The sequence below is a fragment of the Oceanobacillus alkalisoli genome (assembly GCF_021556485.1).
In the GTDB taxonomy this organism is placed as follows: domain Bacteria; phylum Bacillota; class Bacilli; order Bacillales; family Amphibacillaceae; genus Oceanobacillus; species Oceanobacillus alkalisoli.
Genome location: NZ_JAKGBW010000020.1, coordinates 1 through 18,785 on the forward strand (window position 1 = coordinate 1; position 18,785 = coordinate 18,785).

Genomic DNA, 18,785 nt, shown 5'->3' on the forward strand with positions numbered 1-18,785 from the left:
TTGTGGTAACTTTAATTTTATCAAAAGGTGTCCTTTTTGTTGAGTAAAATAAGAGTAAATAGAAAATCGCTTCACGCTTTTTGCGCGAAGCGATTTTCTATTTACTGGGGTTTTGTCCCAGCCTCTTTTTCGCTTTCTATCTCTTTTTTCAAGTCTAATTCTCAATAACTTTCTCAATTAAGGTAAATTCTTTTTTGCCGAATCATTGACTAGGCTTACAAATCTGATATACTGTAATTAATAGCTAATTGATAATGAATATCATTCTTATTTAGAGTGGTTTGTAGATGATAATTATTATTAATTGTTTTGTGTAAACATAAAAACAAAGAGGGAATAGGAGAAACATAATCCATACATATCAAATGGATGGAGCTTGTTTTTCGAAGAGAAGGGCATTTCTATGAAAATACGGTACTTACTTATACTTTTGCTTGTTTTTTCATTTCTTTCCGTATTTGTCGGTGTCTCCAGTGTGAGCCCACTCGACTTGTTCAGCTTAACGGAAACACAAAAACAAGTTTTACTAGTCAGCAGAATTCCTCGCTTAATCAGTATTATTATTGCAGGGATGAGCATGAGTATCGTCGGTTTGATCATGCAGCAGTTAAGTAGAAACAGATTCGTTTCCCCGACTACTGCAGGTACATTAGATTCAGCAAGACTTGGAATCCTTGTATCGATGATGATCTTCACGACGGCAACGCCACTGCAAAAGATGCTCGTATCCTTTGTCTTCGCTTTACTTGGAACCTTGCTCTTCATGCAGATTTTAGACAGGGTGAAATTTAAGGATGCGATATTTATACCATTAATTGGTTTAATGCTTGGGAATATTATCAGCTCTATCTCAACATTCTTTGCTTATCAGAATGATTTGATCCAAAACATGTCATCTTGGATGCAAGGTGATTTTTCCATGATTATGAGTGGAAATTATGAGCTGATGTTTGTCAGCGTGCCCCTTCTATTAATTGCATACTTTTTTGCAAATAAATTTACGATTGCGGGCATGGGGGAAGATTTTTCGAGGAGCCTAGGATTAAATTATCGTCAAATCGTCAATACCGGATTAATCATTAGTGCACTTGTAACAGCATCGGTTGTACTTTCAGTCGGAGTCATTCCGTTTCTTGGTTTGATTATCCCGAATATCGTAGCGATTTACCAAGGAGATCATTTAAAAAACACATTAGTTCATACGGCGCTTTTGGGAGCAGTATTCGTTCTTTTCTGTGATGTGATTGGCAGACTGATTATTTATCCATATGAAATTCCAATCAGTTTAACCGTTGGTGTAATCGGCAGTGGAATGTTCATTTATTTGCTGCTAAGGAGAAAGAAATATGGGTTATAAAGCAAAAACAATCATTCTAGCCGTTATCTCACTATTACTTGCGCTACTCTATGTATTTTATGATTTGACTGGAAATATTGATTACATCCTTCCGAGACGAATAATGAAAGTCGGCGCGATTATTCTAACCGGTGGAGCAATTGCATTTGCCACTGTCGTCTTTATGACGATTACGAATAATCGGATTTTAACCCCAAGTGTGCTTGGACTAGATTCTCTTTACATGCTCATTCAAACCGTTATTATCTTTGTCTTTGGTGCTAATTCCATTGTGATGATGAATAGTGGTCTGAATTACTTAATATCTATAAGTGCAATGATTTTATTTTCGCTTGTGTTATATCGTTTCCTATTTAGAGGCGAAGGAAATAATATTTACTTCCTTCTGTTGATCGGGATGATTCTCGGTACATTCTTTGGAAGCTTCACAGACTTTATGCAGGTCTTGATTGATCCGAATGAGTTCGGAGTTGCGCAGGACCGGATGTTTGCGAGTATCAATAATGTGGATCAGAGTCTTGTCTATATTTCAATTCTTATCATTGCCCTTGTGCTTCTATATTTTATGAGATTTTACAAGTATTTGGATGTTCTAGCGTTAGGGAAGGACGATGCGATTAATTTAGGTGTACCGTTCGATTATGTTGTAAAACGGCTGCTCATTGTCGTAGCGATTCTCATCTCTGTCGCAACGGCATTAATCGGGCCCATTACATTCCTTGGCCTGCTCGTCGTTAACGTTGCTTATGAATTAATGAAGACGTATCGTCATTTTTACATTATATTAGGTTCTGTATTCATTAGTATTATTGCTTTACTGGGCGGTCAGTTCCTTGTGGAAAAAGTATTCACGTTCAGTACGACCGTAAGTGTTATCATTAACTTTATTGGTGGAGTTTACTTCATTTATCTTTTGTTAAAGGAGAATAAATCATGGTAGATTTGAAGAATGTTTTTAAATCGTTTGGTACCAAGCAGATTATAGAAGATGTGTCCCTAAAGATTGAAAAAGGTACCATCACCTCTTTCATTGGCCCGAATGGTGCGGGTAAGAGTACGCTTATCTCAATGATTAGCCGCTTGATTGCAAAAGATGATGGAGACATCACCATTGATGGGAAAGATGTATTTAAAACGAAGAATAACGAGCTGGCAAAGAAGATTTCGATTTTAAAACAATCAAATACAATCAACTTGAAGCTGACCGTTCGCGAACTCGTTTCTTTTGGCCGTTTCCCATATTCGCAAGGGAAGTTGAAGAAAGAGGACTGGGAAAAGGTTGATGAAGCAATTGCTTACTTAGAGCTTGAAGAAATTCAAGATAAATATTTAGATCAGCTATCTGGGGGTCAGCGTCAACGTGCACATATCGCGATGACGGTTGCCCAAGATACAGAATATATTTTGCTTGACGAGCCACTCAATAACTTGGATATGCGTCATGCAAGCCAAATCATGAAGACCCTTCGTCGTTTAGTCGATGAAATGGGGAAAACAATTGTCATTGTCATTCATGACATCAACTTCGCTTCCTGTTATTCCGATCAGATTGTTGCATTAAAAGACGGAAAAATTGTGAAGCAAGGTCGCGCTTGTGATGTCATTGATCGCTGTGTCCTGAAGGAGATTTACGATATGGACATTGATATTCGAGAAATTGACAATCAACGAATCTGTTTTTATTACTAATCGTTATATCTGGACATGAAGTACGGGGTAATAAAAGTAAAACATAAAAATCCCCTGACACGATAGGCGGCAACCTAAAATTCGTGTCAAGGGAGCATGACTATCTTTATCTTACCTTATTTTTTTGGTGAGGTAAATGAATCTGCTCAAAATAAACGAATACTCCTGTTCCGAAATCAACTTACTAGCAAAAAGGGGGCAAGGGTATACCGTAATTAGCAAACAAGATACACGGAAAATTGGAGTCGAACTTATAAACTGTTAATACGTGATAAATGATTTACTTTGCATACCCGCATGCATGGAAGGATATAGCTATAGTTAATAAATATATAGGCTCATGAAGCCAATAAAATGTACAAAAAGGGAGCAACTTACTTATGAAGAAATTTTCTTATGCCTTACTTATTGGATTAATCCTTCTATTCTTAGCCGCTTGCGGTTCAGATGAGGATAATAATACTGACGATAACGCAAGTACAGACACGAATACGGAAGAGACAACAGAGACAGAAACCGAAACAGAGGGTGAAGAAGCTGCATCGGGAACAGTCACAGTTGAACATGAGTTGGATACAACAGAAGTTCCAGTAAACCCAGAAAAGGTTGTTGTGTTTGACTTTGGTATTGTCGATACACTAGACAAGCTAGGTGTAGAAAGTATTGCCGGTGTTGCTAAAGGCGGCACAATCCCAAGCTACTTGGATAAATACGAATCAGATGATTACGAGAATATCGGTAGCTTGAAAGAGCCGGACTTCGAGAAAATCTCTGAGATTAATCCTGATTTAATCATTATTTCTGGACGTCAAGCTTCATTGTATGATCAACTAGTGGAAATTGCACCAACAATCCACCTTGGTGTAGATACAACAGATTATATGAATTCATTTAAAAACAATATGGAAACTGTAGGTCAAATCTTTGATAAAGAAGCGGAAGTAGAAGAGGAATTGACAGCAATTGATGACGTTATTGCTGATTTAAACGAAAGAGCTGAAGCAAGTGACGAAAAAGCATTAATCATCTTAGCTAATGATGATAAAATTAGTGCTTATGGTACAAGCTCTCGATTCGGTATTATTCATGATGTATTCGGAGTTAAGCCGGTAGATGAGAACATTGATGCTTCTACTCACGGTATGAACGTTTCCTTTGAGTACGTAATGGAACAGAACCCAGATATTCTTTATGTTATTGATCGTGGTGCTGTCGTTGGTGGAGCTGAGTCAGAAAGTGCGAAACAACTTGTGGAAAACGAACTTGTAGAAAATACAAACGCATATAAAAATGACAAGATTCATTACCTGAATCCAGAATTCTGGTACCTATCAGGCGGCGGACTTGTATCCGTATCTGAAATGGTTAAACAAATCGACGAAACAATTGAATAAACTAAACTCATTACAATACAAGGTATTCTTAGTTATTCAAGCCTATTCCTTGTAAAAAAAGTTTAATTCTATTGGTTAAATAGAAAAACAACCTCTTCATCAATCGAAGGGGTTGTTTTTATTTGAAATGAAGATGTCACACTATCTTTATTGAAATCAGGTATCAATTTGTGGTTTACTAGAGAAAGACCAATTAGGAGGGAATTAATTTTATGAAGAAAAGAATGCTGCTCATCTTCACACTCGTTCTAACACTTATGTTAGCAGCTTGCGGGAACGATGACGCAGATGAAGCCGATGACTCAGCAGCTGAAAATGAAAATACAGAACAACAGCAACAGGAAGAAATTGAAATCACCGAAGAGGAGAAAGTTGAAGCAGATACTGTCGTTGTAAGCATTAATGGCGAAGACGTCACCGGTGAACAATACAATAATATATATAGACAGCTAAAGACAATGTATCAGATGTATGGTCAAGATGTCAGTGACCAAGACATGTTAAAAGATGAGACGATTGACGTTCTTACTGAGCAAGAATTAATTCGTCAAGACGCCCTCGAAAGTGGAATTGAAGTAACAGAAGATGAGGTTCAAGAGGAAATTGACAATATCATTGAGACAAATGGTGAAGAGGCAATTGACACCATGATGGAAGAGTACGAGCTATCTGAAGAAGAATTCCGTAACCAGATGATGAATGATTTAGTTACAATCCGATACATTGAAGAGGAATTTGAAGCAGAAGTAACGGATGAAGAAATAGAAGAACAATATAATCAATTGAAAGAAGAAAGTGAAGAAGAAATTGGTGAACTGGAAGAATATGAAGAGATGATAAGACAATCACTTGCCCAACAAAAGCAAAACGAACTTCTCGAGAATCGAATTAGTGAATTAAAAGAGACAGCAGAAATTGAAGCACATATTTAAGAAAAAAGATGCGCACTCCAAGGGAGGACGCATCTTTTTTAGCCTATTTTGTTTAATACTTGAAAGAATCTTTTCATTTCTTCGTCCGTACCAATTGTAATCCGGATGAAATTTTCAATTCTTGATTTGTCGAAGTAGCGGATCAATACATGGTTTTCCTTTAGTCGTTCATATAATAGAGCTGCATCTTTCTCCGGATGCGTCACAAATAAAAAGTTTGTCTGGGAAGGGAGTACGGTAAACCCGAGATTCTCCAATTCTTTCGTTACCCAGTTTCGTGTCGCAATAACCTTATTTTTTGTCTCGGTAAAATATGCTTTGTCTTTGATTGCTGCAACCCCACCGACAATGGCCAATCGGTCAATCGTATACGAGTTGAAGGAGTCCTTAATCCGAACAAGCCCTTCAATCAGCTCAGGAGATCCGAGGGCAAATCCTAAGCGAAGACCAGCAAGTGCACGGGATTTAGACATCGTTTGGATGATCAGTAAATTATCGTACTTCTTTAGCAAGTCAACTGCTGATTCCTCGGCAAAATCAACATAAGCTTCATCAACAATTACGACTTTGTCCTTGTTGTTTCGTAAGATATCCTCAATCGCCGTCAAATCAAGATACAAGCTTGTTGGTGCATTGGGATTCGGGAAAATAACGCCGCCTTCTGAATGATAATAATCCTTGGGGTCTAACGTGAAATCATCCTGTAACGGGATTTCCTCCACAGGAATATCAAATAACTTTGCATAAACCGGATAGAAACTGTATGAAATATCCGGATAACGAATTGCTTGTCCAGGTTCAAAGAAGGCCATAAAGGAAAAAGCAAGCACTTCATCGGAGCCATTTCCAATGAAAACATGTTCCTTTTCGAGTTCATAAAGATCGGCAATTTCCTTCCGCAACGTATCAACAGTCGGACTTGGGTAAAGTCTCAGTGATTGATCTGCCTCGTTTTTAATCGCATCAAACACGAGGGGAGAAGGGGGATATGGATTTTCATTTGTATTCAATTTGATCATATTCGCATTTGTGATCTGCTCTCCTGGAACGTACGGGTCACTGCGTTTTACTGCACTGCTCCAAAATTTACTCACGATTTTGCCCTTCCTTTTCTAAATGTCTTTCCATGAGTTCTGCTTTAATATCATCGAGTGCTACACCAGACTCTTCCATCACGACGAGCAGATGGTAGAGGAGGTCGGAAATCTCTGCTGTCAGTTCTTGTTTATCCTCATTCTTTGCCGCAATAATGACTTCACTGGATTCCTCGCCGACTTTTTTAAGCATTTTATCGATTCCTTTATCAAATAAGTAAGTCGTGTAAGCACCTGGAGCCGGATTGCTGCGACGGTCTTTGATTTTCGCTATAACTTGCGGGATGATCTCAAAAATCGGTAATTCCGTCTCCGTCATTGTTTGATAAAAGCATGTGTCTTCACCTGTGTGGCAAGCTGATCCTAATGGTTCGACTTGAACTAATAATGCATCTTTATCACAGTCATAACGGATTTCTTTGACAATTTGTTTATTGCCTGATGTTTCTCCTTTATTCCAAAGGGTTTCGCGAGATCTGGAATAGAACCATGTTTCTCCTGTTTCTAATGTTTTCTCAAGGGATTCCTTATTCATATAGGCAAGGGTCAGTACTTTGCCATTTGACGCGTCCTGAATAATAGCAGGAAGAAGTCCTTTATCGTCATAGGTTAAATCATCTGGTTGCACGCTCATTTTAGTTACCTCTCCTTACTTCTATATTCTCTTGTTCAAGATATGCTTTAAGTTCTGGGATATCAATTTCACCGTAATGGAAGACTGAAGCTGCAAGCGCTCCAGTTGCTCCGCCATCCGTTAAAGCTTCTTTAAAATGTTCATACGTTCCTGCTCCGCCACTGGCAACAACGGGAATAGCTGTGGCTTCCACTATTTTTTTCGTTAGTGCTAGATTATAGCCAGTTTTTGCACCATCGTCATCAATTGCATTGACAACAATCTCACCAGCTCCGTGATTCGCCGCTTGAATCGCCCATTCTATCGCATCAATTCCAGTATCCTTCCGTCCACCACTAGAGAAGACATTCCATTTTTCTGGAGCGACTTGTTTTGCGTCGAGGGCAAAGACGATTTTCTCGCTGCCGAATGCTTCTGCTGCTTCTTGAATGAATAAAGGATTTCCAATTGCTCCACTATTGATCGATACTTTATCCGCACCAGCCTTTAAAACTTTTTCAATATCCTGGATGGTGCGGATTCCTCCACCTACCGTAAACGGAATATCAATGACAGCTGCAATACCTTCAACGATATCAAGAAAAATATTCCTTTTTTCGACGGAGGCTGTAATATCATATAAAACAAGTTCATCTGCTTGAGATTCGTTGTAGCGCTTAGCGAGTTCAACCGGATCGGCGACTTCCTGTATGTTTTTAAATTGTTGACCTTTTACAACTCGGCCATTTTTCACATCGAGACAAGGAATGATTTTTTTAGTCGGCATATTCTTCACCAACCGAATCTACTAAGTTGGTAAAATTAAGCGTGCCGTCATATAGCGCTTTACCGATAATCGCTCCGTACATCTCTTTCTCTTCCAATTTACGCACGTCGCTTTCTGTTGTTACCCCACCGGAGGCAATGACATCAATCGACGTTGCCTTATTGATTGCCTCAAGCTCTTCGAAATTCGGTCCTTGCAACATTCCGTCTTTTAAAATATCTGTATAGACGATTGTTGTCACACCGGTTTCCTCGAGTTCTTTTACAAGGTCAAGTGCTTTTACCGTGCTTTCCTTCGTCCAGCCATCTGTTGCAACAAATCCATTGCGGGCGTCGATGGAGACAGCAATCTTTTCACCAAACTGTTCGACTGCCTCACGTAGAAACTCTTTATTTTGAATGGCGGCTGTCCCGATGATGACACGGCTGACACCATTTTCCAAGTAATCTTTAATGACTTCGATGGAGCGAACTCCACCGCCGACTTGAACGGGAATGGAAACGGTTCGGGCGATTTCAGCAATCAGTTCTTTGTTAACAGACTTTCCAGTTTTCGCACCGTCGAGGTCGACGATATGGATGAACGCAGCCCCTTTTTTCTCCCAGTCTGCTGCTACCTCGACTGGCTGTTCACTGTAAATTTTTTCTTTATTATAATCACCTTGCGTAAGGCGGACGCATTTGCCGCCAAGAATATCAATAGCTGGGAATAAAATCATGAATAAACTCTCTCCTTTATAAGACACCTTTAGTTGATGGAATTCCTTCAATCCGAGCATTTTTCAATGTTGCTTGATCTAGAGCACGGCCAAATCCTTTAAAAATCGCTTCAATAATATGATGGCTGTTCCGGCCGTAAGCCAGATTGATATGTAGCGTGATGCCGGAATTGCTTGCAAAAGCTTGGAAAAATTCTTCTACAAGCTCCGTATCAAAATTACCGACTTTGTCCTTTAAGCCTTCTACATTGTATACGAGAAAGGAACGGTTGCTAATATCAAGGGCAACTGTTGCTAGCGCCTCATCCATTGGTGACGTGACAGTTGCATATCTTGTAATCCCTTCTTTCGTTCCGAGTGCTTCCCGGAAAGCTTGTCCAAGTGTGATACCGATATCTTCTACCGTATGGTGCTGGTCCACTTCCAAATCCCCATCACATTTCACCTTTAAATCGAATAATCCGTGTTTCGTCATGGCGGTTAACATATGATCGAAAAAGCCAATGCCACTATCGATTTCACTTTTTCCTTTCCCATCAATATTCAGTTCGAGATTGATCTTTGTTTCGGATGTATCTCTTGAAATTTTAAATGTGCGCATTATAAATCTTCCTTTCTCACTTGGATAGAATTAGCATGAGCCGTTAATCCTTCAACATTTGCTAACTGTTTAATTTGTTCACTTGCAGCAACGAACGCCTCTTGTGGATAGCTGATGATGGTTGAGCGTGTAACAAAATCATAGACACCAAGCCCAGAGGCGAAGCGAGCTGTTCCGCTTGTTGGTAATGTGTGGTTTGGTCCGGCAAAATAATCTCCGAGCGGTTCTGGTGAATAGTTTCCTAAGAAAATTGCACCAGCATGTTTGATCTTTTGCAAGAGTTCCATTGGATGTTCGACCATTAATTCCAAGTGCTCCGGAGCGATTTGGTTGGATATTTCTGCTGCCATCTCCAAATCTCCAGCAATAATGATTCTGCCGTTCGCCTCAATTGATGCTTGGATGATTTCTTTTCTTTCTAATTTTTCCGTTTGCTCGGCAATTTCTTTTTGAATTGCGGCAGCCTGTTCTTTATTTGTCGTAACACAAATGGCACTTGCAGATTCATCATGTTCTGCTTGAGATAATAAATCAGCCGCAACATAACGAGGATTCGCCTTCTCATCTGCAATTACACAAATTTCACTCGGTCCCGCTATCATGTCGATGCCGACCGTGCCATACACCCACTTTTTCGCACGGGCGACATACGCATTTCCAGGTCCGACGATTTTATCGACTCGTTTTACCGTTTCTGTCCCGTAAGCGAGTGCGGCAATAGCTTGAGCACCGCCAACTTTATAAATTTTCTCGACCCCAATGAGTTTCGCGGCAAGCAGGACGTATGGATTCACTTTTCCGTCTTTATCCACTGGTGTCGTAATTGCAATCTCCTCGACCCCTGCAATTTGCGCTGGAATGATCGTCATTAATACCGTCGATGGGTAGGCGGCTTTCCCACCAGGGATGTATGCACCAACTCGTTCAATCGGGGTTACTTTCTGACCAAGAAGAATTCCTTGTTCTTGTGAAATCATCCATGACTTTTCCTTTTGCTCCAAATGGTAATTGCGGATATTTTCTGCCGCTTCTTTTAAAGCCGTGACAAGTTCAGGTGCAGCAATTTTTTCAGCCTCGGAAAATTCTTCTTCACGTACGAGGAGGCCATCAAGTGCGGCGCCGTCAAATTGCTCTGTATACTCATATAGAGCAGCATCTTTCTTCTCTTGAACCGTGCGGATGATTTCGAGCACTGTATCGTCAAGTGCTGCTTCAATTGTTTCAATCTCTGTTCGATCGTTCCATTCTTTTGCAAATGCTTCCGCTGTGATTATTTTCATGGTGTTCTCTCCAATGCATGGTTTAGTTGATCGATAAAGCTTCTTACTTCTGTCGCTTTTGTCGCGAAGCTCGCTTTATTTACAATTAAGCGGGTACTGATATCATCGATGTCTTCCAGTACCGCAAGACCATTTTCCTTTAATGTATTACCGGTTTCGACGATATCCACAATCACGTCAGCTAAACCAATAAGAGGAGCCAGCTCAACGGAACCATTTAATTTTACGGTTTCAATTTCTTGCCCCTTCCGGCTGAAATGCTTCTCGGCAACATTCGGATATTTCGTTGCCACGGTTAGGGGCCGGTTCGCATCAATCGTATAATCGGGGAAGCCGGCTACAGAGAATTTACATTTACCAATTCCGAGATCAAGCAGTTCATACACTTCTGCCCGTGATTCTAAGATATTATCCTTGCCGACAATTCCGATGTCGGCTGCACCTCTTTCCACATAGGTCGGCACATCGACCGCTTTTACAAAGATTAATTTAATTGATTCATCGGCATTATAGAATACGAGTTTCCGGCTCTTTTCATGGAAGTCGATGAACTGCATGTCAGCTGCTTCCAATGTTTCGATTGTATGTTTTGCTGGTCTCCCTTTTGCAAGGGCTATCGTTAGTTTTTCCATCTTAGACACCTCCTGTTGCCTGTTCCACGATGTTAAGTAATTCATCATCTGTCTTTACTTGATGCTCCATTCCATTTACAACAACTCTTCCGTTTGCTTGAAAAATGATTCCGGCTTGTTCCGCGTCCCGGTCTAATGGTTTTGTAATGACGGGATAGCCTTGTTCACGGAGAAGCTTAGCTGCTGAAAATGCATTTCCTCTTGCTTCAGGAACATATAATAGTTGTAATGGCGGGTTATTATTGTCTTCGATTCGTTTGTGTTGCTTAAGTGCTTCGAGTACGACATCAACTTCGTAGGCGAAACCGATTGCCGGCATTGCTTTACCGAACTGTTCTCCGAGCTGGTCATAGCGTCCGCCCATTAAAACAGGTTTTCCGATGTTTTCAACGAATCCTTGGAAAATGATATCTGTATAATAATGCATATTATTGATTAACCCGAGGTTGAGGGTCAGATGTTCCAATATGCCGTAATCAGCGAGCACTTCTGTAACATCTTTTAAATTATTTAGCACCTCTTGCATGTGCTCATTTCGGATGATTGCTTTCGTCTCCTCCAAAACCGCTTGCGGATTCCCATAAAGCAGGGGAATGGCATAGAGTGCTTGCTGCAGTTCTTCTGAGATTTTGAGTTGTTTTAAAAATGGCTCCATTTCCACCATGTTTTTCGACTGGATCAATTCTTCGAGCTGCTGTAACTCATCATCGGTTAAGTTTGCTTGCTCCACTAATTCCTTGAAAAATCCTGCATGCCCGACTTCGAGTTTAAAGTTGTCAAAACCGATTTCCTTTAATGTATGGACTGCTAGGGCGATGACTTCTGCATCCGCTTCCGGCTGTTTATTACCGAACAATTCGACACCAGCCTGCGTGCTTTCTTTACTCGAACCATTACCACCCTGTTCCCGGTATACATTGAATATATAAAATAACCGCTGCTCGCTTCCGTTGATCTCCCGGTCTAAGGCAGTCGATCGAGTGATTGGTATCGTACCGTCAGGGCGGAGAACAAGAACTTTCCCGCTGCGGTCAATCACCTTGATCATTTCATTCTTATTCACCGTCTTCTGAATGGAAGCATATGTATCATAGTCCTCAAAAGCGGGTGTATGTACTTGCTCATAACCGTACGTGGCAAATCTTGTTCTTAGTTTCCGGATGAGCTGGCTTTTAATTTTATAACTCCGAACCGCTTGGTTGCTTAATCTCTCTTTTTTCTGTTGCATGCAAATCTCCTTCCCTATTGAACTTCATCTTTTTATCGATTTATCGCTTTATTACTTCATCTAATTAAAGTTATATAGTATTATAATAATTACGAAGAAGAAAGTCAATTCATTCTTTCGTAAAAATTATTATAAAAGAAACTTCATTCAGTGGGAGGTTTATTTCCTCCGGTTTAGAGGTGGGGTATTACAGACCGTTAATCCGTGATAAAATGATAGATTAACAGAAGGAAAATGTTAAAGGAGCGAGGATTCATGTTTGATTACCACATGCACAGTACATTCTCCGCAGATTGTGAGACACCAATGGAGAAAACAATTGAAAAAGCGATCGACTTAGAACTTCAGGAAATTTGTTTCACCGACCATCTCGATTATGATTACCCGGATAAAGATTGGATTTTCGAATTTGACTTAAAAGAATATGATAGGAAGCTTAAGGAGCTTCAGGAAAAATACGAGGGAAGGATCAGGATTAAAAAAGGGGTGGAAATTGGACTTCAGCCACATGTTCTTCATCAGTATGAAGAGTTGATGGGAGCGGAAGAATTTGATTTCGTCATCGTTTCCATGCATGCGACAGAAAGAAAAGATTTGCATTCGGGGGAGTTCTTCGAAGGGAAGACAGTGGACGAAGCATATGAGATTTACTACCAGGAGCTGCTTGACTGTATAAAGGAATATAAGCAATTTAGTATTCTCGGTCATCTGGACTTGGTGAAACGTTATACGACGGAAAAGAGTAAGAGAAATTTTCATGAAATTATTCGGGAAATCTTTGCCGAAATCATTCCGGCGGGGAAAGGGATTGAGATTAATACGTCCGGTACGAGGTACGGACTTGAGGGTGGCATGCCGAGCCCTGATATATTAAAGCTGTATAAAGAATGCGGCGGGGAAATCATTACGTTAGGCTCGGACTCTCATGTACCGGATACGTTGGCTTTTGAATTTTCAGCAGCCATTCTTAATTTGCAAGAAGCGGGTTTTAAATATATTGCAACCTATACGGCAGGAAAGCCAGAATTTCATCCGATTGATCGAATAATATAATGTTTATTGTGGCAAGATTTATCACAATATCTTACACTATAGAAGCGAGTGGAATTTGATGAAAATGACACGAGGAATTTCTGATTAAAGGATGATAGGCATTGACGATGACAGATCCAATTTATGATAAATTAATTCGTATAACAGCAAAAGAAAATGTATTGAAAGATGAGCCCTTAAAGGAACATCTGTATACAAAACTTGGTGGGAAAACGGATTATTATGTGACGCCGGAGAACTACGGGGAAGTGCAGGAGATTGTCCGCTTTGCGAATAAAGCTGATGTGGATTTCACCTTGCTTGGCAACGGTTCGAACCTGATTGTCCGGGATGGTGGAATCCGTGGTATTGTTATGAACTTGCAGAAGCTTTCTGCAATTAAACGAGAAGGTGACGCGGTCATTGCGGAAAGTGGTGCAAGGATTATTGATGCTTCCAGGTATGCCTTACAAGAAAGGCTTTCCGGACTTGAATTTGCTTGCGGTATTCCCGGATCTGTTGGTGGAGCACTCTACATGAATGCGGGTGCTTACGGAGGGGAGATTAAAGATGTCCTCCGTAGTACCCTCGTTTGCACGAAAGACGGGGAACTGAAGACATTGCAAGCGGACGAACTGGATCTGGATTACCGCACGAGCAACATTCCGGATAACGGCTATATCGTTCTTGAAGCAACCTTTGATTTAAAGGAAGGAGCTTATGAGGAGATAAAGGCTGTAATGGATGATTTGACGGAGAAGCGGGAATCGAAGCAGCCACTCGAATATCCATCTTGCGGGAGTGTTTTCAAGCGTCCGCCTGGTTATTTCGCTGGAAAACTCATTCAGGACAGCAATCTTCAAGGTGTCCGGATTGGCGGCGCCGAAGTGTCCAAGAAGCATGCCGGTTTCATCGTGAATGTCGACGGGGCAACAGCAACCGAGTATATTAAGCTGATTGAACATGTGCAGGAAACGGTACAAGACAAATTCGGAGTCGCCCTTGAACGGGAAGTCCGAATTATTGGGGAAGAAAAACAGTAGCTTAATCCAATGAAAACCAAAACCACCGGATGCTCAACATAAGGCATCCGGTGGTTTAATTTTTTATTCTGATCAGCTGCGGAATCTGCTTAAGAAGCTTTGCAACCGTTCATTTTGTGAATGCTCAATCACTTCTTTTGCAGATCCTTGCTCTGCAATAACGCCTTCATCAAGGAAGAGTACTTTATCCGCGATATCTAATGCGAAGTCCATCTCGTGTGTAACAAGCACCATCGCCATATCCTCATGCTGGGCAAGGTCGCGGATCACTTCCAGTACTTCACCGACAAGCTCGGGATCAAGTGCTGATGTAACTTCATCAAACAGCATGATCTTCGGGCGCATGACAACTGCTCTTGCCATTGCAACTCGCTGTTTTTGACCACCTGAGAGCTGGCTTGGATAATTATCAATTTTGTCACCTAGCCCTACACGCTCAAGCATTTCAACTGCCCGTTTTCGTACTTCATCTTTGTTTTCCTTTTTCACATGAACCGGTGCAGTCATGCAATTTTCCAGAATCGTCATATGCGGAAATAAATTAAAATGCTGGAAAACCATACCGATATCACCGCGCACGTTACGTAAATGGTTCTCATTTGCGCGAACCATATCTCCGTTCTTTTCCATTTTCCATAAATTTTTGCCGTCGACGACAATATCTCCTGAAGTTGGTTCTTCAAGTGTCATCAACAAGCGAATGATCGTTGTTTTACCGGAACCACTTGGTCCGATAACCGCTACTTTTTCTGCTGGGTTTATATCTAAATTAATTCCTTTTAATACCTCGACATCACCAAAGGATTTACAAACATCCCGATATTGTACAATAGGTGCAGTCATTTTCTCATCACTTCTCCTTTATGAACTTTTGGCTGCAGCATTCTTATCAAACCTCGTATTCATTTTTACTTCGAGCTTCCGGATTAGAACGGCGGAAGGATAGCTCAGCACGAGGAAAATAATCCCGACAATGGTTAGAGGCTCCAAATAAGCAAAGTTTCTTGCACCATACGTGTTCGCTCGGAGTAAGATTTCAGCAACACTGATTGTGGATGCGAGGGGCACTTCTTTAAACATAATGATAAAGTAGTTTCCAAGCATCGGAATTGTCGGTGGGATTGCCTGTGGCAGAATAATCATTCTCCACTTGTCCATCGTACTGAGGTTGAGTGCTTTAGCTGCTTCCCATTGTCCTTTTTCTACGCTTTCAATACCTGCACGGTAAATTTCAGCAATGTATGTACTGAAATGCAGACCAAGCCCGAGAATGGCACTCGTCATTGGACTTAACGTAACACCGACAACAGGGATGACCGGCCAAGCATAATAGATGAAAAACAATTGTACAAGTGGTGGGGTTGAACGGATGAATTCCATTACCCATGTCACAATCCAATTGAAGCTTTTTATCGGAATTCTTTTCAGAAATGTCCAGACGAAACCGAATAGTAGTGAAAATAAGAAACAGGAAATGGTTAATACAATTGTAATCCATAAACCGTCTAATACGAAAGGGAGGGCATCAAGGAACCTTTCCCAGCTCCAGTAGGTTGAATTCATTGACTAGCAGCCCCCTTCTTTGCAATTTCTTCCCCTTTTCTCGTCAGCCAGATTAATGGCAAAGCAAGGAGGAAATAGAACACAAGGACAACTAAGTATACAATTGGTGTAATAGAAGCATTTGTACTTCTAATAATGTCTCCATAATAGAGAACATCGGTTAACCCGATTAAAGATACTAAAGATGTTCCTTTAAGGATTTGAATAGTGTAATTTCCAAACTCAGGCAGCATCATCCGGACAGCCTGGGGGAAGATGATGAAACGCATCCGCTGAAAGCTCGACATATTTAAAGCAGTCGCAGCTTCTGTTTGTCCTTGATCGACTGATAGAATCGATGAGCGGACAACTTCGGAAAGGTATGCGCCATAATTCAACCCAATTGCAATGACCCCGATCCACCAGTTGGATGCAACTTGGATATTAAGCAGCATCGGAATTGCGTAATAGAGCCAGAATAATTGAACGATAAGCGAGGTTCCGCGGAATACTTCCACATAAAAACCGCCTACTTTTCTAATAATGATATTTCTGGATAATCTGGAGAGCCCAGCAACGAATGCCATAATATAAGCAAACAAGGATGCTGCCAGCAAAATCGTAATCGTCACTTCCAAACCTCTTGCAATTTGAGGAACAACCTCCATTATTGCATTAATAACAACCACTCCTTATTTATCTTGAAATTGAACATGGTGCGCTTCTGCCTTCGCGCGAAAAAATAAAGGTCCAGCCCTGGACAGGAACCGGACCTTATGAAGTTACTGCATTATTCGTAGTTTACGGGAACGAGTATGTTTACTCTTCACCATTACATACTTGCTCCGTCGTCACTTCACCATCAGCAACAAAATTTGTTTCACCATTAAATCCATTTGCTTCAAGTAGTTCTGCAACTGTTCCATCTTCTTTTAACTCTGCTAGTACTTCATTGTATGCATCGCGTAATTCTTCATTATCTAAGCTAAAGGCTGCAGCACCATAACTTGGTACTCCCTCAATATCCGGTTGTTCGAATGATTCCACAAACTCAAGTTCATCCGAATCAAATGATTCAAGTGCCATTCTTACAGTCATTTCCGTACCAGTTGTAACATCAGCTCTTCCAGCTTGAACAGCTGAGAACGTAGATGGAATATCGGAAGCGGTTGTGATCTGGCTCTCATCTACACCTTCGTCCATTAAGAAACCAATTTCTGTTGCACCTTCCATAACAACAACTGTTAAGTCTGGATTATCCGCAATATCTGCGTAACTTTGGATATCGTTTGGATTACCTGCCGGGACAACTAATCCCTCACCATATTGCATCTCTGGTTCACCGAATAATGCGTTCTCACAGCGCGCAGGCTGAATAGCCATGCCAGCTGTTACGACATCAAATTGTCCAGCTTGCACACCTGGAATCAACTGACTGAAATCCGCCAACTGAGATTCCATGTTTTCAACACCAAGCTCTTCAAAGACTGCCTTCGCTATATCTACAGCAGCTCCTTTTAGCTCTCCATCATCTTCATACGCATAAGGTGCTTCGTTGGCGAAACCAACTGTTACAGTGCCACTTTCTTGCAGCTCTTTTAATTTACTTGCCCCGCCCTCAGAGCCGTCAGCGGAACCATTTTCATCTCCATCGCCAGAACCACATGCCGTAAGTAAAAGTAATAAGCCCCCTAAAACTAAAACCCCTAATCGTTTCACGTTACTATTGACCTCCTAAGAATTTCTTTTCCTTCTTTTTTCAAAAAGAAAATATCTGAGAAAGAAAAGCACTCTATATTTTTATGTTGTTACAATGGTATCGATAAACAAGGTTTCACTCAAACGTGATAAAATGAGATAGAATTCGGTTAACCCTCAAATTTCCGAATAATCCATACCTCAATTGGATATACAAAAACATCCTCCCATATCATCCCAATTACTCGTCTATCCCCAAGATTTCCTTTTAGCGAATAAAAATAATGTGGACAGAAAAGCTAAAAGTCATTAAGATTGAAATAAGAATAAATTAAGTAATAGAGGTTGTTCAAAAAGTCCGGTAAAAATGACACTTCGTAAATGGGAGGTTCTACTAAGACCGTCCACGTCCTGTGGACAACGTAGAACTCACCACTTCCTGTGGAAGCTCGTTGGCTCGCTTCTCCGCTCCTCATGTACCTACCTAACGTACATTCCGGTGCCGGGAGCTTTGCCGCCTCGAATTTCGATGCACAGGATGTGCTAGTGTCGGCGTTGCAACAGGACGTTGCTTATTTAGCCGACCTCGGTCCTTTTTATCCTCCTTTTTGGACACACACTAATAGAATGGAGCATCCCGGCTTGGAAATTATCTTATGGATTGTCATCGTCTTATTATTTATCGGAAGCTTCGTCGGGATTGTATTTCCGATTATTCCGTCGGTGCTATTTATCTGGTTAGGTTTCATTGTTTTTCAGTTTGGAATTGACAGTAGAGAACTGAATACGTTATTTTGGCTTGCAATGATTTTGTTAACCATCCTGCTAATCAGTTCAGATATCATTGCCAACAGTTACTTTGTGAAACGTTTTGGTGGCAGTAAAGCAGGAGAATGGGCTGCTGCTGTTGCTGTTATTATCGGTTCTTTTATTACACCGCCCTTTGGAATTATTTATGTTCCGTTTCTTGTCGTGTTCATCGTAGAAATGCTGATGAAGCGCACGATGAAGGAGGCATTTCGGGCTTCTATTGGGTCGTTGCTCGGATTTCTGGGCGGGACGTTTGCAAAGATTACTTTACAATTTGTGATGATTGCATGGTTTTTCATTCTCATTATTTTTTAGCGTGTGGTAAAATAATTTAT

At 40.8% G+C, this 18,785-nt stretch carries 20 protein-coding genes; 8 read left to right on the top strand and 12 right to left on the bottom strand.

The window, feature by feature from the left end:
* The first annotated feature begins 403 nt into the window (after positions 1-403).
* The 5 genes from LZD48_RS15820 (at position 404) to LZD48_RS15840 (ending at position 5,372) form a co-directional block, all read left to right on the top strand.
* Positions 404-1,357: an ABC transporter permease gene (locus LZD48_RS15820; RefSeq protein ID WP_235763699.1), complete on the top strand. Its 954-nt coding sequence runs from the start codon at positions 404-406 to the stop codon at positions 1,355-1,357.
* The gene (locus tag LZD48_RS15825) at positions 1,347-2,297 is read left to right on the top strand and encodes an iron chelate uptake ABC transporter family permease subunit (RefSeq protein WP_235763700.1); all 951 of its coding nucleotides are present in this window, start codon (positions 1,347-1,349) and stop codon (positions 2,295-2,297) included. The genes LZD48_RS15820 and LZD48_RS15825 overlap by 11 nt, the downstream gene beginning before the upstream one ends.
* Positions 2,291-3,046 (top strand): iron ABC transporter ATP-binding protein, encoded by a 756-nt coding sequence (locus tag LZD48_RS15830; protein WP_235763701.1) that lies wholly within the window; start codon positions 2,291-2,293, stop codon positions 3,044-3,046. Before LZD48_RS15825 ends, LZD48_RS15830 begins: the two co-directional genes overlap by 7 nt.
* A gap of 380 nt (positions 3,047-3,426) precedes the next feature.
* Positions 3,427-4,440, top strand: coding sequence for a siderophore ABC transporter substrate-binding protein (locus LZD48_RS15835; RefSeq protein ID WP_235763702.1), 1,014 nt, complete (start codon positions 3,427-3,429; stop codon positions 4,438-4,440).
* A 212-nt stretch (positions 4,441-4,652) separates the two neighbouring features.
* Positions 4,653-5,372, top strand: coding sequence for a SurA N-terminal domain-containing protein (locus tag LZD48_RS15840; protein ID WP_235763703.1), 720 nt, complete (start codon positions 4,653-4,655; stop codon positions 5,370-5,372).
* A gap of 38 nt (positions 5,373-5,410) precedes the next feature.
* Here LZD48_RS15840 and hisC read toward each other — a convergent pair whose 3' ends face one another.
* The 8 genes from hisC to hisZ are packed head-to-tail and all read right to left on the bottom strand — an operon-like array spanning position 5,411 to position 12,325.
* A complete protein-coding gene (hisC, locus tag LZD48_RS15845) occupies positions 5,411-6,466 on the bottom strand; it encodes a histidinol-phosphate transaminase (protein WP_235763704.1) in 1,056 nt (351 codons plus the stop codon).
* Positions 6,459-7,100: a bifunctional phosphoribosyl-AMP cyclohydrolase/phosphoribosyl-ATP diphosphatase HisIE gene (hisIE, locus tag LZD48_RS15850; protein WP_235763705.1), complete on the bottom strand. Its 642-nt coding sequence runs from the start codon at positions 7,098-7,100 to the stop codon at positions 6,459-6,461. Before hisIE ends, hisC begins: the two co-directional genes overlap by 8 nt.
* Position 7,101: 1 nt before the next feature.
* Positions 7,102-7,866: an imidazole glycerol phosphate synthase subunit HisF gene (gene hisF, locus LZD48_RS15855; protein WP_235763706.1), complete on the bottom strand. Its 765-nt coding sequence runs from the start codon at positions 7,864-7,866 to the stop codon at positions 7,102-7,104.
* On the bottom strand, positions 7,856-8,584 hold the full coding sequence (hisA, locus tag LZD48_RS15860) for a 1-(5-phosphoribosyl)-5-[(5-phosphoribosylamino)methylideneamino]imidazole-4-carboxamide isomerase (protein WP_235763707.1): 729 nt from the start codon (positions 8,582-8,584) through the stop codon (positions 7,856-7,858). The genes hisF and hisA overlap by 11 nt, the downstream gene beginning before the upstream one ends.
* 16 nt (positions 8,585-8,600) lie before the next feature.
* Positions 8,601-9,185 carry an imidazoleglycerol-phosphate dehydratase HisB gene (gene hisB / locus LZD48_RS15865; protein ID WP_235763708.1) on the bottom strand — a complete coding sequence of 195 codons (585 nt, stop codon included), beginning with the start codon at positions 9,183-9,185 and terminating at the stop codon, positions 8,601-8,603.
* Positions 9,185-10,465, bottom strand: a complete 1,281-nt coding sequence (gene hisD / locus LZD48_RS15870; protein WP_235763709.1) for a histidinol dehydrogenase — start codon at positions 10,463-10,465, stop codon at positions 9,185-9,187. Before hisD ends, hisB begins: the two co-directional genes overlap by 1 nt.
* A complete protein-coding gene (gene hisG, locus LZD48_RS15875) occupies positions 10,462-11,097 on the bottom strand; it encodes an ATP phosphoribosyltransferase (protein ID WP_235763710.1) in 636 nt (211 codons plus the stop codon). The genes hisD and hisG overlap by 4 nt, the downstream gene beginning before the upstream one ends.
* A gap of 1 nt (position 11,098) precedes the next feature.
* Positions 11,099-12,325 (bottom strand): ATP phosphoribosyltransferase regulatory subunit, encoded by a 1,227-nt coding sequence (gene hisZ, locus LZD48_RS15880; RefSeq protein ID WP_235763711.1) that lies wholly within the window; start codon positions 12,323-12,325, stop codon positions 11,099-11,101.
* 255 nt (positions 12,326-12,580) lie between these two features.
* Between hisZ and LZD48_RS15885 the strand changes: the two genes are divergently transcribed.
* Both LZD48_RS15885 and murB read left to right on the top strand, forming a co-directional pair.
* Positions 12,581-13,378 carry a histidinol-phosphatase HisJ family protein gene (locus LZD48_RS15885; protein WP_235763712.1) on the top strand — a complete coding sequence of 266 codons (798 nt, stop codon included), beginning with the start codon at positions 12,581-12,583 and terminating at the stop codon, positions 13,376-13,378.
* Positions 13,379-13,485: 107 nt separating this feature from the next.
* A complete protein-coding gene (gene murB / locus LZD48_RS15890) occupies positions 13,486-14,400 on the top strand; it encodes a UDP-N-acetylmuramate dehydrogenase (RefSeq protein ID WP_438822773.1) in 915 nt (304 codons plus the stop codon).
* Positions 14,401-14,472: 72 nt separating this feature from the next.
* On the opposite strand, the gene ehuA is transcribed toward murB, so the two are convergent.
* From ehuA to ehuB, 4 genes are all read right to left on the bottom strand, one after another.
* A complete protein-coding gene (gene ehuA / locus LZD48_RS15895; protein WP_255771115.1) occupies positions 14,473-15,243 on the bottom strand; it encodes an ectoine/hydroxyectoine ABC transporter ATP-binding protein EhuA in 771 nt (256 codons plus the stop codon).
* Positions 15,244-15,261: 18 nt separating this feature from the next.
* Positions 15,262-15,963, bottom strand: coding sequence for an ectoine/hydroxyectoine ABC transporter permease subunit EhuD (gene ehuD / locus LZD48_RS15900; protein ID WP_235763714.1), 702 nt, complete (start codon positions 15,961-15,963; stop codon positions 15,262-15,264).
* The gene (locus LZD48_RS15905) at positions 15,960-16,610 is read right to left on the bottom strand and encodes an amino acid ABC transporter permease (protein WP_235763769.1); all 651 of its coding nucleotides are present in this window, start codon (positions 16,608-16,610) and stop codon (positions 15,960-15,962) included. The genes ehuD and LZD48_RS15905 overlap by 4 nt, the downstream gene beginning before the upstream one ends.
* Positions 16,611-16,761: 151 nt before the next feature.
* Complete coding sequence (gene ehuB, locus LZD48_RS15910) at positions 16,762-17,661, bottom strand: ectoine/hydroxyectoine ABC transporter substrate-binding protein EhuB (protein ID WP_235763715.1); 900 nt, start codon at positions 17,659-17,661, stop codon at positions 16,762-16,764.
* A gap of 606 nt (positions 17,662-18,267) precedes the next feature.
* Here ehuB and LZD48_RS15915 point away from each other — a divergent pair.
* Positions 18,268-18,765, top strand: coding sequence for a DUF456 domain-containing protein (locus LZD48_RS15915; protein ID WP_235763770.1), 498 nt, complete (start codon positions 18,268-18,270; stop codon positions 18,763-18,765).
* The last annotated feature ends 20 nt before the right edge of the window (positions 18,766-18,785 follow it).

What these genes read in the sequence shown, in the direction of transcription:
- LZD48_RS15820 (WP_235763699.1), top strand. Translation starts at nt 404, where the DNA reads ATGAAAATACGGTACTTACTTATACTTTTGCTTGTTTTTTCATTTCTT.
- LZD48_RS15825 (WP_235763700.1), top strand. Translation starts at nt 1,347, where the DNA reads ATGGGTTATAAAGCAAAAACAATCATTCTAGCCGTTATCTCACTATTA.
- LZD48_RS15830 (WP_235763701.1), top strand. Translation starts at nt 2,291, where the DNA reads ATGGTAGATTTGAAGAATGTTTTTAAATCGTTTGGTACCAAGCAGATT.
- LZD48_RS15835 (WP_235763702.1), top strand. Translation starts at nt 3,427, where the DNA reads ATGAAGAAATTTTCTTATGCCTTACTTATTGGATTAATCCTTCTATTC.
- LZD48_RS15840 (WP_235763703.1), top strand. Translation starts at nt 4,653, where the DNA reads ATGAAGAAAAGAATGCTGCTCATCTTCACACTCGTTCTAACACTTATG.
- hisIE (WP_235763705.1), bottom strand. Translation starts at nt 7,100, where the DNA reads ATGAGCGTGCAACCAGATGATTTAACCTATGACGATAAAGGACTTCTT.
- hisF (WP_235763706.1), bottom strand. Translation starts at nt 7,866, where the DNA reads ATGCCGACTAAAAAAATCATTCCTTGTCTCGATGTGAAAAATGGCCGA.
- hisA (WP_235763707.1), bottom strand. Translation starts at nt 8,584, where the DNA reads ATGATTTTATTCCCAGCTATTGATATTCTTGGCGGCAAATGCGTCCGC.
- hisB (WP_235763708.1), bottom strand. Translation starts at nt 9,185, where the DNA reads ATGCGCACATTTAAAATTTCAAGAGATACATCCGAAACAAAGATCAAT.
- hisD (WP_235763709.1), bottom strand. Translation starts at nt 10,465, where the DNA reads ATGAAAATAATCACAGCGGAAGCATTTGCAAAAGAATGGAACGATCGA.
- hisG (WP_235763710.1), bottom strand. Translation starts at nt 11,097, where the DNA reads ATGGAAAAACTAACGATAGCCCTTGCAAAAGGGAGACCAGCAAAACAT.
- hisZ (WP_235763711.1), bottom strand. Translation starts at nt 12,325, where the DNA reads ATGCAACAGAAAAAAGAGAGATTAAGCAACCAAGCGGTTCGGAGTTAT.
- LZD48_RS15885 (WP_235763712.1), top strand. Translation starts at nt 12,581, where the DNA reads ATGTTTGATTACCACATGCACAGTACATTCTCCGCAGATTGTGAGACA.
- murB (WP_438822773.1), top strand. Translation starts at nt 13,486, where the DNA reads ATGACAGATCCAATTTATGATAAATTAATTCGTATAACAGCAAAAGAA.
- ehuA (WP_255771115.1), bottom strand. Translation starts at nt 15,243, where the DNA reads ATGACTGCACCTATTGTACAATATCGGGATGTTTGTAAATCCTTTGGT.
- ehuD (WP_235763714.1), bottom strand. Translation starts at nt 15,963, where the DNA reads ATGAATTCAACCTACTGGAGCTGGGAAAGGTTCCTTGATGCCCTCCCT.
- LZD48_RS15905 (WP_235763769.1), bottom strand. Translation starts at nt 16,610, where the DNA reads ATGGAGGTTGTTCCTCAAATTGCAAGAGGTTTGGAAGTGACGATTACG.
- LZD48_RS15915 (WP_235763770.1), top strand. Translation starts at nt 18,268, where the DNA reads ATGGAGCATCCCGGCTTGGAAATTATCTTATGGATTGTCATCGTCTTA.